The organism is Pontimicrobium sp. MEBiC06410 (assembly GCF_053601615.1).
Genome location: NZ_JBSHNT010000147.1, coordinates 126,432 through 139,835, shown reverse-complemented (window position 1 = coordinate 139,835; position 13,404 = coordinate 126,432). Strand labels below are relative to the sequence as shown.

General features: G+C 30.7%; 12 protein-coding genes. 5 read left to right on the top strand and 7 right to left on the bottom strand.

What is annotated here, in order from left to right; translation table 11 throughout:
• Nucleotides 1-215 precede the first annotated feature (215 nt).
• The 4 genes from ACVC08_RS08020 (at nucleotide 216) to ACVC08_RS08005 (ending at nucleotide 3,774) form a co-directional block, all read left to right on the top strand.
• Nucleotides 216-1,622, top strand: a complete 1,407-nt coding sequence (locus ACVC08_RS08020; protein ID WP_452601654.1) for a cytochrome P450 — start codon at nucleotides 216-218, stop codon at nucleotides 1,620-1,622.
• Between the two features lie 27 nt (nucleotides 1,623-1,649).
• Complete coding sequence (locus ACVC08_RS08015; RefSeq protein ID WP_452601653.1) at nucleotides 1,650-2,276, top strand: DUF1684 domain-containing protein; 627 nt, start codon at nucleotides 1,650-1,652, stop codon at nucleotides 2,274-2,276.
• A 12-nt stretch (nucleotides 2,277-2,288) separates the two neighbouring features.
• Nucleotides 2,289-3,137: a helix-turn-helix domain-containing protein gene (locus tag ACVC08_RS08010; RefSeq protein ID WP_452601652.1), complete on the top strand. Its 849-nt coding sequence runs from the start codon at nucleotides 2,289-2,291 to the stop codon at nucleotides 3,135-3,137.
• 79 nt (nucleotides 3,138-3,216) lie between these two features.
• Nucleotides 3,217-3,774 carry a YbhB/YbcL family Raf kinase inhibitor-like protein gene (locus ACVC08_RS08005; protein WP_452601650.1) on the top strand — a complete coding sequence of 186 codons (558 nt, stop codon included), beginning with the start codon at nucleotides 3,217-3,219 and terminating at the stop codon, nucleotides 3,772-3,774.
• A gap of 224 nt (nucleotides 3,775-3,998) precedes the next feature.
• On the opposite strand, the gene crcB is transcribed toward ACVC08_RS08005, so the two are convergent.
• Together crcB and ACVC08_RS07995 are read right to left on the bottom strand one after the other, a co-directional pair.
• Nucleotides 3,999-4,364, bottom strand: coding sequence for a fluoride efflux transporter CrcB (gene crcB / locus ACVC08_RS08000; RefSeq protein ID WP_452599203.1), 366 nt, complete (start codon nucleotides 4,362-4,364; stop codon nucleotides 3,999-4,001).
• Nucleotides 4,365-5,390, bottom strand: a complete 1,026-nt coding sequence (locus ACVC08_RS07995; protein ID WP_452601649.1) for an SRPBCC family protein — start codon at nucleotides 5,388-5,390, stop codon at nucleotides 4,365-4,367. It abuts the gene before it with no gap.
• A gap of 118 nt (nucleotides 5,391-5,508) precedes the next feature.
• Between ACVC08_RS07995 and ACVC08_RS07990 the strand changes: the two genes are divergently transcribed.
• Nucleotides 5,509-7,557, top strand: a complete 2,049-nt coding sequence (locus ACVC08_RS07990; protein WP_452601710.1) for a dipeptidyl-peptidase 3 family protein — start codon at nucleotides 5,509-5,511, stop codon at nucleotides 7,555-7,557.
• Between the two features lie 60 nt (nucleotides 7,558-7,617).
• Here the strand turns inward: ACVC08_RS07990 and ACVC08_RS07985 are convergent, their stop codons facing one another.
• The 5 genes from ACVC08_RS07985 to ACVC08_RS07965 form a co-directional block, all read right to left on the bottom strand.
• Nucleotides 7,618-8,916, bottom strand: coding sequence for a hypothetical protein (locus ACVC08_RS07985; protein ID WP_452601648.1), 1,299 nt, complete (start codon nucleotides 8,914-8,916; stop codon nucleotides 7,618-7,620).
• 64 nt (nucleotides 8,917-8,980) lie between these two features.
• Complete coding sequence (locus ACVC08_RS07980) at nucleotides 8,981-9,607, bottom strand: response regulator (RefSeq protein ID WP_452599200.1); 627 nt, start codon at nucleotides 9,605-9,607, stop codon at nucleotides 8,981-8,983.
• A complete protein-coding gene (locus ACVC08_RS07975) occupies nucleotides 9,604-11,328 on the bottom strand; it encodes a tetratricopeptide repeat-containing sensor histidine kinase (RefSeq protein WP_452601647.1) in 1,725 nt (574 codons plus the stop codon). The genes ACVC08_RS07980 and ACVC08_RS07975 overlap by 4 nt, the downstream gene beginning before the upstream one ends.
• Nucleotides 11,328-11,798, bottom strand: coding sequence for a hypothetical protein (locus ACVC08_RS07970; RefSeq protein WP_452601646.1), 471 nt, complete (start codon nucleotides 11,796-11,798; stop codon nucleotides 11,328-11,330). Before ACVC08_RS07970 ends, ACVC08_RS07975 begins: the two co-directional genes overlap by 1 nt.
• A gap of 17 nt (nucleotides 11,799-11,815) precedes the next feature.
• Nucleotides 11,816-12,991 (bottom strand): hypothetical protein, encoded by a 1,176-nt coding sequence (locus ACVC08_RS07965; protein WP_452601645.1) that lies wholly within the window; start codon nucleotides 12,989-12,991, stop codon nucleotides 11,816-11,818.
• Nucleotides 12,992-13,404: the final 413 nt, after the last annotated feature.

Below are 13,404 nucleotides of genomic sequence, written 5' to 3'. Positions count from 1 at the left end.
TAATTGATATTTACATCATCATAAAATATAATAAGTCCAACTCACCGTATAACGAGAAGTACATTGCTTATAATTTTTGATGACTAAATTCATTTTATTCTTTTTTTGATTCCCCAAAACTAAACAAAAAAAGTATTAAGTTGTATTTTTGAATAGAAAATATTTTAAAATTTCAAAAATAAAACCTTTTCCAGTATATAAAATCGCTATATCATATGTCTGAAAATGAAATAATTACAATTAAAGATTTAAAATCACCCAAAGGTGCTTTTTTATTAGGTCATTTACCACAGTTTAATACCTATAATAAACATCAGGTGTTAGAGCGTTGGGTTGAGGAAAGTGGCGAATTGTTTAAAATTCATTTTGTAGGAAAAGAATTTGTAGTGTCCGCTAACCCCGATTTTAATAATAAAATATTGAGATCTAGACCAGAGACTTTTAAACGATTTTCTAAAATAGATGAAGTCTTAAAAGAAATGGGAGTAGATGGGGTTTTTAATGCAGAAGGTGTAAACTGGAAACGCCAAAGAAAGCCAATAGCCGAAGCATTAAGTGTAAAAAATATAAAGTCCTTTTACCCTATTATATTAAAAAAAACAGAAACCTTATTAGATAAGTTTAAAGCATATTCTAAAACTAAAACTATAGTAAATGTGCAAAAGGAATTTATGGCGTTTACCATAGACATAACAACAGAGATTGCATTTGGACATAAGTTAGATACTATTAATAATAAATCGAATAGTTTTCAGAAGCATTTGGAAGTTATTTTTCCAATGATTAATGAGCGTGTTACAGCACCAATTCCTATTTGGCGGTATTTTAAAAGAAAAAAAGACAAGGCGTTGGATGAAGCTTTACATGCTATTGAAAAGGTAATCTATAAATTTATAGAAGAAGCCAAAGTTAGAATAGAAAACACTCCAAAACTAAAAGAGCAACCTTCTAATTTTTTAGAAGCCTTACTAGTAGAAAATAAAGATGCTAATTTTACTAAAGAAGAAATTTACGGAAACGTTTTTACTATATTATTGGCGGGAGAAGATACCACTTCTAATTCCTTATCATGGACTTTATTCTACTTAGCTCAGCATCCTGAAGTTGTTGCTAAAGTTAGAGTAGAAGCAGAGGCAGCATACAAAAATAAAGACGTACCAGATGCATACGACGTTGTTGAACAATTAAAATATGCTAATGCAGTGGTGCAAGAAGCTATGCGTTTAAAACCAACAACTCCGCAACTATATTTAGAAGCAAATACAGATACAGTAATAAATAATATTGCCATACCTAAAGGCACTAGTATAATTTTACAAAATAAAGTGGCACAAACACAAGACGCTTATTTTTCTAACCCAAACACTTTTGAGCCAGAACGTTGGATGATTAATCGTTGTCCAATGCACGAAAACCACTCACCAAATACTATGAGAGCATTTGGAGGTGGCGCCAGATATTGTCCAGGAATGCACTTAGCAAAAACAGAAATGATAGTTTTAATTTCTACATTGTGCAAACATTTTAATTTTGAGTTAGAAGTAACACCAGAAGAAGTAAAAGAACGCTTTGAGTTTACAATGTATCCAGAACCTTTAAAAGTTACTTTTAAGTCTGTGTGATAATACTAATTAATAAAACCCTAATGAATGGGAATAAAAAACGTTATGAAAATAAAAACAATACTTTTCGTTTTACTTTTTAGTTCTTTGCTAAGCTGTGGGCAAGAAAAAACACCAATACAAGGAGAAACAGAGTTTCAACGCACTATAAATGCAGAATATAAAGATGCCAGTAAGTCTCCATTAAAAGCTAAAGATTTAAAAACATTTAAAGGGTTGGACTTCTTTACATTCGATTCAACTTATGTCGTTACTGCAAAATTAAAATTAACACCAGATACCAAGTACTTTAATATGCGCACAACAACAAGTAGAGTCTCTCAAGAGCGCATATACGGTGTGTTATCTTTTAAGCTAAAAGGGAAGCCATTTCAATTAAATGTATACCAAGGTAAAGATTTAATGAAAACAGAGGGCTATGAAGACTATCTGTTTTTACCTTTTTTAGATGATACAAATGGCGAACTTACCTATGGAGGCGGACGCTATATAGATTTGCGTATCCCAGAAGGAGATACAATAATTATAGATTTCAATACAGCTTATAACCCTTACTGCGCATATAACAGTAAATATTCATGCCCGATAGTGCCAAGAGAAAATTATGTAGATATTGCTGTTGAGGCCGGAGTGAAAAAATTTAATAAACACTAGTAAAGGCTTATAATGGAGGTTTATACGCTACCAGACTATTTCCAAATTGAAAATGCTAGTACATTTAAGGTTTTCGATTACAAAACCACTGGAGAGTGTTTAAAACAAATGGTAGCATTAAAACAAAATACATTTAGTTTTTTAGTAGAAGGACATAAAGAGGTTTTTGCAGATAATACTTCGGTAGCTATTAAAAACTCAAGTTTTCTGTTAATGAAATCTGGACACTGTTTAATGACCGAAAAACTAGCCAATAGCATTACTAATTACAGAAGTATTTTATTTTTCTTTTCAGAAGCATCAGTTTTAAAATTTATTCAGAAGCATAAAATAGTTAAACCTAAAAATGAAAATAAGTTTTCTGTTTACGCTTTTAAATATGACGAATTTTTAAAAACCTTTGAAAAAGGGCTAGTAAACATAAGCAAGCTAAAGCCAGAATTGCAAAACGCATTATTAGAACTGAAGTTTGAAGCGTTAATGCTGTATTTAAAAGAGACCAGAGGTGTTGACTTTTTATTTTCTTTATTAACAAATAACAATAGTAAACAACAACATTTTGTAGATATAGTAGAATCTAATAAACTAAATAAATTAAGTTTAAGCGAGTTGTCCTTTTTGGCCAACATGAGTGTGTCTACATTTAAGAGAGAATTTAAAAAACAGTTTAATGTACCGCCAATTAAGTGGTTTCAGGATAAACGATTAGAGCACGCTGCGTATTTATTACAAGATAAATCAAAAAGACCTTCAGATGTATTTGAAGATGCTGGGTACGAGAGTTTATCGAATTTTATACAAGCCTTTAAAACAAAGTTTAAAATAACTCCAAAACAATACCAATCTAATTTGACCTTTTAGCAATGCTTTTTGAGCTAAATTAGATATCCCTTTTTACAATTAGCAGCTAAATTTGTCGTCATAATTAAATCTATAAATTATGAAAAAATCAAGTTTTATTTTTGCAATGTTATTAGTAGTCTCAAGTATATTATATGCTCAAGATACATTTACGTTAACAAGTAAAAGTTTAGGAGGGCAAGCTACAATTAACGAAGAGTTTAATGGTTTTGGTTGTGTAGGCAAAAATCAATCGCCACAATTATCATGGACAAATGCTCCTAAGGGAACTAAAAGTTTTGCAGTAACTATGTACGATCCAGATGCACCTACAGGAAGTGGTTGGTGGCATTGGGTGGTATTCGATATCCCAAAAAACACAAATGAACTCGTTTCTAATGCAGGCAATGTAGCCCTTAATTTAATGCCAAAAGGAGCCATACAAAGTATTACAGATTATGGTGCAAATGGCTATGGAGGGCCTTGTCCACCAGAAGGACACGGGTTACATAAATACATTATTACTGTATACGCATTAAAAACAGATAAGTTAGGGTTAGCGGCCAATACAAATCCAGCGGTTGTAGGTTATTATCTATGGAGTAATACATTGGCTAAAGCAACAATAGTGGCGTATTATAAACGAGAGAAAAAATAATTTTAATGTCCGTATCATAAAGTCTACCATCTACCTGAACTAGTTTCAGGCTCTCACTAAGAAGCGTTTCAGTTTTTAGATGTTATGCGATGCAGAAACAAGCTATACATACCGCCATAAACAGCATTATGATACAAAACAGAGAATTAGAAAAATAATAAAAGAGACTGCTTAAACTAAAAACAGGTAAAGCTATTTAAAAAATCATATAGCTTTACCTGTTTTTATTTCGCTAAATATAAACCTAAGAAAACAGCTAAAAAACCAAGCACAATACTAGTAATAGCATAGATAGCAAAACTAGTAAAATCTCCAGATTTTAAAAACATAGCCTTTTCGTAAGCAAAACTAGAAAAGGTAGTAAAACCACCACAAAAACCGGTAGCAAGTAATAGTGTTTGGTTCTGGGACAAGGCATTATTTTTTGCAGCCAACCCTAGAATAATACCAATTAATAAACTCCCTATAATATTAGCCGCAAATGTGCCATAGGGAATTCCTGTTTCAGGACTATTTAATTGTTTTCCAATAATGTATCGTAATACACTACCAAAGCCTCCACCTATAAATACAAGTAGTAATTGTTTCATTTAGTCTTCAATAGGAATGTAAACCTCTGTTACCCAATTTGCAGGATTTGGAACAATCATTGGGTCGTTGGTATATATTTCAAAAGGCTTAATTTCGGTAGATTGTTTAATATTATTTTTCTTAATATGCTCCATGGCAGTCTCCCAAGCTTTAGGTAAATTAGTATAATTTCCGTTTAAAGTTACTTTTAATGCTTTTGTTTTTGGTGTATAGCCACATAGTACTTGGCTTTCTTTTTCGACTTCAACCTTATTTCTTACAGGTATGGCATTACTCATAATAATATTACCATCCTTAGACGCAACATCATCATAAATGGTAAATGGCATTCCAGTAGAGATGATATTGTTTTTTGCCATGTAACCCATAATTTCTCCATACTGTTTGTCCATAATTTGGCTAATGTTGGCTCCAGTAGCAGCAGTAGTTTTATACATGTAAAAACCGCCGCCATATTCGGTAATACCATTTACAGTTATCTTATAAGCTTTCATACTGTTTATAACAATACTATCTAATTTTTCTAAACTACGCTCATACTCAGGTCCAATTTGTTTTTCCATACCACCCATAAAAGCAGTAAAAGCCTTAAAACCAAAAGGTAAGTCTTTTCCAGAAATATCCCATGTTACATCTGTAGAACCATCTGCATTTTGGTTAAAAGCCCACGAAACATCAGAGGATGGAAATTCTGCATATTGCATTTCTTGTGTAATACTTTCATTAGCTTTTAAAGCTATTGTTTTCATGGTTCCTATACCATCTTCATCTTCCCATGAGTACGATCCTCCTATGCCTTTTGTTTGCTCTGCTAAAGTAATAGACATATCAGGGTCTTTTTCGGCCCACGAAGACCACGCTTCCCAGTTTTTAAAGTCGCTAACATTATCGTAAATAACGGCAGCGGGAGCTTGTATGGTTCGTGTTCTAGAGACTTTAAATTCATTAGGTTGTACAGCAATAAAAATAGCTAGAGCAATAATTGCTATTAACAGTAAAAAGAAAATGTATTTTACAGCTTTCATGATTGGGAATATTAATAAAGTTTAATAGATTTATTTGGCTACTAGCTTCAAAGATAATGAAAATTTAAAGTTTGATAAATAATCTTATTTTTGTTACAAACTAAAATAAAGTATAATGATGAAACTAAAACCATTATTAGGAATTGCTTTAACGGCAACATTTCTATTGTCTTGTGGTAATGACGCAAAAAAAGCAGAAGATAAAAAAGAAGAGAAAACAGAAGCTATACAAGCAAAACCATTTAACTACAATGTAGAAGAGTTTGCAGATATAAAAATATTACGCTATCAAATTCCTGGGTGGGAAAAACTAACACTAAAAGAGCAAAAATTGGTGTATTATTTAACACAAGCAGGTTTAGCAGGTAGAGATATTATGTGGGATCAAAACTACAGGCATAATTTACAAATTAGACGTGCTTTAGAAAATGTTTATACTAATTACAAAGGCGATAGAACAACAAAATTATGGGGAGATTTTACAACCTATTTAAAGCGTGTCTGGTTTTCTAATGGAATTCACCATCATTACTCTAACGATAAAATAAAGCCAGAGTTTACCATAAAGGAACTAAGTGGATTATTAAAGGAAACGAATACTGTAATAGATATTGATGCTTTTGAAGTTATTTTTAACGATAAAGATGCTAAAAAAGTAAATCAGGCCAAAGGAGTAGATAACGTAGCATTATCGGCTATAAACTTCTATGGATCTAATGTAACAAATAAGGATGTCGAGTCTTTTTATAAAAAAATGAAATCTCCTAACCCAGAGAAACCATTATCGTATGGACTTAACTCGCAACTAGTAAAAAAAGATGGCGTTTTAAAGGAGCGTGTGTATAAATCTGGAGGTTTATATGGTTCTGCAATAGACGAGATTATAAAATGGCTAGAGTTAGCTAAAGGCGTAGCAGAAAATGAAGCACAAGCTAATGCATTAGGTTCATTAATTAAATATTACCAAACAGGAGACTTACAAACATGGGATGATTATAATGTAGCATGGACAGCAGCAACCGAGGGTAATATAGATTATATAAACAGTTTTATAGAAGTTTATAACGATCCGTTAGGGTACAGAGGATCTTATGAAACGATTGTGCAAATTAAGGATTTCGATATGTCTCAGAAAATGGCTGTGTTATCTGAAAATGCACAATGGTTTGAAGATAATTCGCCATTAATGGACGAGCACAAAAAGAAGAATGTAGTAGGGGTAACATACAAAGTAGTAAATGTAGCAGGAGAAGCTGGAGATGCCTCGCCAAGTACGCCAATAGGTGTAAATTTACCAAACGCTAACTGGATTCGTGCAGCAGTAGGAAGTAAATCTGTATCCTTAGGAAACATTATTCATGCATACAATAATGCAGGAAGTACAGGACGCTTAAAAGAGTTTGTACATGATGAAGAAGAGTTAAAACTTGAAGAAGAGTTTGGGCAATTAGCAGATAAATTGCACACAGCATTACATGAAGTTATTGGGCATGCCTCTGGACAATTAAATCCAGGAGTTGGAGAAACAAAAGAAACACTTAAAAATTATGCTTCTACTTTAGAAGAAGGACGTGCAGATTTAGTAGGGTTATACTATTTATACGATTCTAAATTACAAGATTTAGGTTTAGTAAAAGACTGGAAAAAAGTGGGAATGGCTGCTTACGATGGCTATATCCGTAATGGATTAATGACACAATTAATTAGGTTAAACTTAGGGGATGAAGTAGAAGAAGCACATATGCGTAACAGACAATGGGTAAGTGCTTGGGTTTTTGAAAAAGGACAAGCAGATAACGTTATAGAAAAAGTAACTAGAGACGGAAAAACCTACTTTAATATAAACGATTACGATAAATTGCATGAGTTATTCGGGCAATTACTACGCGAAACACAACGTATAAAGTCGGAAGGCGATTATAAAGCAGTAGAAGCTTTAGTAGAAGGTTATGGCGTAAAAGTAGACCAAAAGATACACGCAGAAGTTTTAGAACGTAACAAGCAGTTTCCATCACCACCATATAGTGGTTTTGTAAACCCTGTATTAGTACCAGAAACAAATGAAGCAGGTGAGATTACTAAAATTAGAGTAACACAGCCAGAAACATTCGATAGCCAAATGTTATATTACAGTAGATTATATAACTTCTTACCAGAAAAAAATTAATGTAAAATATATTTTGTACTTAAAAGCCTTAATCTTTTACTGGATTAAGGCTTTTTTTTATTAATCTTCTTTATTGGAATCTAATAAAGCATCTAGTTTTATCCGTTTAGAAAGGTTTACTACAATAAAAGGGTCTTGGTTAGCATTAAAAAACTTTCTTATTTCTCCATTTAATTTGATACCATGTTTTTTTTCAATAATATGAAATTGAAATAAACCGAAGAATTTATTTGACTTATCACTCCTTCTAAATGGAGCGGCGTCCCCCATCCCTATAACTGGGTTAAAAAAAATCTCTACTCCTTTATTATTATAAAAGGTAGGTAACCCTAAGCCAAAATACGAGTTGTAATATTTTACAGTACGTTCTCTATTTAAAGCTAAAAGTGATCTAATAGTTCTATCGTTTAAGCTATCTCTTGGTATAGTTTCTGTTCCAAAAGATATAAAATCTTCAACATCGTAACTAGTTGTTTCTATTCGTTGTATTACCTCGGCTCTAGGAGCAAGAAACATTTTGAAATCATGATTTTTAGATTTGTATATTTTTAATAAAAGTTCTGCATAAAAACCAAGGTTATCGTAAGATGTTTTTGGAGTTCTAATAATTCTTTTGTTTTCAATAGTAACAGAATCACTTTCAGGAGAATTTTCAATAATTTCAATAAGAGGTGTGTCTGCTGTTCTTTCTTTTGAGGTACTTAAAGATCTGTTTTTATACATTCCGGCTCTAATACCCCCAAAATAGTTTCCTTTTTTATTTTTAAAAAATAGGTCAGGTAAATAGGCATCAATTTCAGAATAAAAACTATTAGCCTTTATATTATTTTCTAAATCAAAATTAGTTCCTAAATAAAAGTTGTAAGCACTGTTAAATGTTTCTTTTTCAAGTTTTAACAGGATATGCTTTTCAGGAGAAACTAAATTTATGGAAATAGTATTACCATTTAAAGCAAAGCTTTTTTGTTGTACAGGTTTAATAATTAATGATAAGATGCCTTTTTGAGTTCTAAATGATTCTACTAAGCTTTTAAAATTGGCAATAAGTGGGTTCGAATCGTTTATAAATAAGAGGTTATCTTCTAGTTTTGAACTAGATATAATAAATTTGTTCTTTTTCTTATCTAAAAATAAGTTGAGTTCGTCATTATTAGAGATGATTTCTACTTCAATGTTGTCTGACTTACTGGGTATGTAGTTTCCTTTAAGTTGAATAGAAAAAGGAATGCTGAGCGTGTCGCTTTCCTTATAAGAAACAATTTCAGAACTTTTCTCAAATCCTAAATCGATACTTTGCGCTTTAGATAGTAGACAAAGAAGAAAAAATAGCGGTAGTAAAATACTTTTTTGCGTTTTCATATTTAGATGGTAATTATGTTTTATCAAAATTAATTACCAGTCTCTAGTGAAAACATACCCAATATTAGGTAAATGTGTACTTCTTTTCTAGAGCATAACGTAGTAATTCGCCTTTACCTTTTAAGCCTAAAATACGGACCATGTTTTTTCTATGGGTGTCTACAGTATGTACGCCAATAAAGAGTTGTTCTGCAATTTCACGAGAGGTTTTACCTTGAGCAATTAAGCCTAGAATTTGAGTTTGACGTTTGGTTAGTACCCCTTTTTTTGAAGATTTAGCAGAAGCTTGTAAGGCATTAGTATCTATATTAGCATCATAATAGGTTTCGCCACGTTTTACAGCTTCTATAGCTGCTTTCACTTCTGTAAGCGATGAGTTTTTAAGTAAATAACCAGAAGCTCCAGCTGCAAGCATTTGCTCAACAGCATCGTTTTGATCGAACATCGTAAAGGCTAATACTTTTATTTCTGGGAACTCTTTTTTTATGTGTTGGGTTGCTGTAATACCATCCATTTTTGGCATTCTAATATCTGTAATAACAATATTAGGGCGTTTTAAACGTACAATGTCTAATAGCTCTTCTCCATTATTTGCAGTCCCTACAATAGAGAAGCCTTCTTCATATTCTAAAAGTAATTTAATACCATCTATTAACGATTGATGGTCTTCTGCAATGGCTAGTCGTATCATAATGGAATATCTATTATTATGGTAGTACCTTGGTTAATTTGCGATTCTATTTTAAGTTCGCCTTCTAAATGCTCTACACGTTTTTCAATACTATGTAAGCCCATACCATTGTTTCTAACCACTTTATTAGCATTAAACCCCTTGCCATTATCTTCTATCATAATGTTTAAACTATTTTCATGATTGGTTAAACTAATAGTTGCATGAGTAGCTTCGGCATGTTTTATAATATTGGTAGTAAGTTCTTGTATTATTCTAAAAATACTGAGCTCTAAACTGTTTTCTAATCGGCTTTCTAAACCAAAATCTGTAACTTCTATGTCAATGACATTAGCAGAAGACACATTATGCGCCATATTTTTAACCGCCTTTAATAATCCTTGTTTAGCAATAACTCCTGAGTTTTTTGCATGAGCTATAGAACGTATTTTATTATAAGCTTGGTCAAGAAGATTATTGGTTTTATTAAATAAATCTGGTGTTTGTTGCTCTTGTAGAGTGTTAAACTGTAACTTTATTGTAGCCATTAAACCGCCTAAATCGTCATGTAAATCGTTAGCAATACGTTGGCGCTCTTTTTCTTGACCTTCTATCATAGCGTTTATATTATTGATTTCTTGGTCTTTTAATAATGTGGCTACTTTTTGGTTTTTAATTTCTTGTTTTCTTTTGTTATTTTTTTGGATTAAGATGAAAAGTATAATGCCAAAAAGTAAAGAAATGCCTAGTCCAATTGCTATATTTCTATTAATGATTTTTTGTTTTTCTTCTTCTGATAAATCATATTTTTCTTTTATTTCTGCGATTTTTAAATTCTGACTAATATCGTTAATACTATCTTTTAATTCATTTGCTTTTTTTAGGTAAGTGGCTGCGTTTTCGTAATCCCCTGTTTTATAATATAAATCAGAAATATTATCATAAAATATAATTTTTGTTTTTATTTTATTATCTTTTAAGTCTATTGAATCGGCTTTTTTATAATATTTAAGAGCCTCTTTAAAATTAAAAATGGCTTTATATTGTTGCGCTTGATTATTGTAGTTTGCGGCGAGAGTGTTGTAGTCGTTACGATTTTTAATTAAGGGTACTGCTTTTTTGTAGTAATATAGTGATGAGTCTGGGTTTTTGATAATTGAGTAATATACAGTGCCAATGTTTGTGTATGCTTGCCCTACTTTCAAAGTGTCTTTTTTTGCTAAAGCTATGGGGATTGTTTTTTTAAAATATTTAAAAGCATTTTTATCATCGTTAATGTCTAAAAATGTAGCTCCTATATTATTATAAGTAGTGATGAGTGCGCTTGAATCATTATATTTAATAGCATCTTTCTCTAATTGATTTAGAAAATCATTTAGATTAATTTTAAGGTTATTTTGATGACTAAGAATTCTTATTAAAAGTAAATTACAGTCAAAAACATCACTTTTTTCATTTAAAGATTCAAATATTTTTTTTGAATCGATTACGCTCTCATAAGCATTATGTTGATTATCTATTTTCATTTGATAATCAGCAAAATAAAAAAGCCAAGTTGCTTTATCGTAATTGCTTACTGCTGAAGTGTCTATTTTTTTTAACTCCGCTCCAACTTTTTCATAATTTTTAGATTGAAAAGCATCTAATAAATTATTAAAGTTCTGATTTTGAGAAACGCAAAAACCAGTAACGAAAAACATTACTGGGAAAAAGCAATTTATGGTTATATTTCTTTTAATCATTAGGTTCCTACAACTATTGCTCCGTCTTTTGTTTTTGGTGTGCCCATTTGCATTGTACAATCTAAATCATTTTGTTCTTGGGGAACACTTAATAAATATTCTTTAAAGAAGAAAATGGTAACGCTATTTTTCTTGAAATCAAGTTTTCTTATAAGATTTGCATTATAATTTGCATCAATTTTAAAAGATATGTTACCATCTGGTATCCCAGTTTTATCGATATGAATTAAAAACCTATCACCCCAGTCAAAATTATTACTTTTACAATATGTTACATGTTTAATTGTATAACGATTACCATTCTTGTTATGACCACTAAATATCATATTTTGAATATTAGATTGTGAATCATATGTAACTTTGGATTCTATTTTTATAGTAGAGTCTTCAAAAAGTAAAAATCTATTTCTGCCTTGATTTTCACATAATAAGATTTCAATATTTTTATTGAACATTAATTTGTTTGCCATAATCTATGTTTTAAATTTTAATAAAATGTATTTTTACTTAGTGTAAATTGATTAGTTAAATAGGTTTTTTTTAAGTTTTCAGTAATCTCTATAAATACCTCTTGTTTTTCATGAAACCTCTTGTTAAAAATAAAATTAAGGTTGTTAGCTACAGATATAGATGTGTACTCAGATGAATTAATCGGTTTAGAATTACGTACAGCAAATAATAAACCTACCGCAGTCTTTTTAATTTCTCCTTCTCTTTCCGTAATTACTAAAGCTCCAGAATCTCCATCTTCAGAAAAATTTTTTATTAAAAGTTGATTTTTAAATATTCTCATATTGTTTTCAAATGCATCACAATATGTTTTTATTGTAGCGTTATTAGAGTGTATTTTAGACCTTTTATTTAAAAGATTGTTTATTCTATAGCTGCCATACCCTTTATGGAAAACCATATCACCAATTTTAGGTGTTCCAAGTGACCAAAGACTATTCTTATACTTACATTTTAATTTTTTTGACACTTCTGGAGTAAATTTAAGAAAAGCACTTTCAGAATATATGTTTAACTGTTGCCAAAAAGCTTCCCCAATTTTTTCTCCATTGTTAGAATAAACTGAAACACCTAAGTCTCTCTCTACAGTTAAAATATGCCAATTTGAAATTCCGAAAAGTGAATTAGGAAACTCATCCAATTCAAAAAAACCACCTAAAGTTCCTGTACATCCATTTAAAGTTTTAATAGGTTGCCTTCCATAGTCATAACTATACCAATCTTTCTCTTCTAGTAATATTTCTTCTTGTTTATTAGGATCGATATTAATGTCAATACCATCAAAAGTTACGAGTTCTGTTTGTACAGTGCTTCTCGTATTACTAAATAAATTTTTAAATTCTTTATCTGTTAAAATGTTTTGAGAAACATATTCTGAACCTTTACTATATATTGAAGGTATTGGAAGATATTCTGGGATAGAATTCTGAGGAAAATCATGGTTAAAAGCTCTTTCTTGAGTAATAAATTTATCTATATGTACATTCTCATAATTTGACATTATACCAATTTCTAGCCCATAACATTCATTGTCACAGCTTTTTTTTACAACGGCCACATAAAAAACATCGATGGATCTCATCAATAAATTTTCATAATATTCTAGAGCTTCAGTTGCATGAGCTTCAGTAGCGTATTTCCAAAGTGAACTCATTAATTAATTGTGTTAGAATAAAAAATAAATGCATAGGTTATAAAGTATTGGTGAAATCTCATATCAGACATAGTTATTGGTTAATAGCTCAAAATTCAACAAAAAAGCAAAGTAGAGACATACCCAATACTAGGTATATTTACTAAAATGTTGAAATTTCTGATAGAAAGTTAAGAAAAAACCTTGTTTAAAAACAAAAAGACTATTTAAAAATTAATTTTATAGCAACGATAAAACCAATAAAAGCTAAAAAAGCTAAAAGTACCCAAAGAACCCCTTTATAGTTTTGTTTGTGGAGTTTTAAATCTTTTCTATAAGTATAAGCAATGATTATAATAAAAGCAATAGCAAATAAAACGGCAAAAACTAATTGTCCTGTAGAAAACATATACTTATTTTTAGAATCTAAATCA

Bases quoted from the DNA above. Each gene is read 5' to 3' on its own strand.
- ACVC08_RS07990 (WP_452601710.1), top strand. From the start codon at position 5,509: ATGAAACTAAAACCATTATTAGGAATTGCTTTAACGGCAACATTTCTA.
- ACVC08_RS07970 (WP_452601646.1), bottom strand. From the start codon at position 11,798: ATGGCAAACAAATTAATGTTCAATAAAAATATTGAAATCTTATTATGT.
- ACVC08_RS08015 (WP_452601653.1), top strand. From the start codon at position 1,650: ATGGGAATAAAAAACGTTATGAAAATAAAAACAATACTTTTCGTTTTA.
- ACVC08_RS07995 (WP_452601649.1), bottom strand. From the start codon at position 5,390: ATGAAAGCTGTAAAATACATTTTCTTTTTACTGTTAATAGCAATTATT.
- ACVC08_RS08010 (WP_452601652.1), top strand. From the start codon at position 2,289: ATGGAGGTTTATACGCTACCAGACTATTTCCAAATTGAAAATGCTAGT.
- ACVC08_RS08005 (WP_452601650.1), top strand. From the start codon at position 3,217: ATGAAAAAATCAAGTTTTATTTTTGCAATGTTATTAGTAGTCTCAAGT.
- ACVC08_RS07980 (WP_452599200.1), bottom strand. From the start codon at position 9,607: ATGATACGACTAGCCATTGCAGAAGACCATCAATCGTTAATAGATGGT.
- ACVC08_RS07985 (WP_452601648.1), bottom strand. From the start codon at position 8,916: ATGAAAACGCAAAAAAGTATTTTACTACCGCTATTTTTTCTTCTTTGT.
- crcB (WP_452599203.1), bottom strand. From the start codon at position 4,364: ATGAAACAATTACTACTTGTATTTATAGGTGGAGGCTTTGGTAGTGTA.
- ACVC08_RS08020 (WP_452601654.1), top strand. From the start codon at position 216: ATGTCTGAAAATGAAATAATTACAATTAAAGATTTAAAATCACCCAAA.
- ACVC08_RS07975 (WP_452601647.1), bottom strand. From the start codon at position 11,328: ATGATTAAAAGAAATATAACCATAAATTGCTTTTTCCCAGTAATGTTT.
- ACVC08_RS07965 (WP_452601645.1), bottom strand. From the start codon at position 12,991: ATGAGTTCACTTTGGAAATACGCTACTGAAGCTCATGCAACTGAAGCT.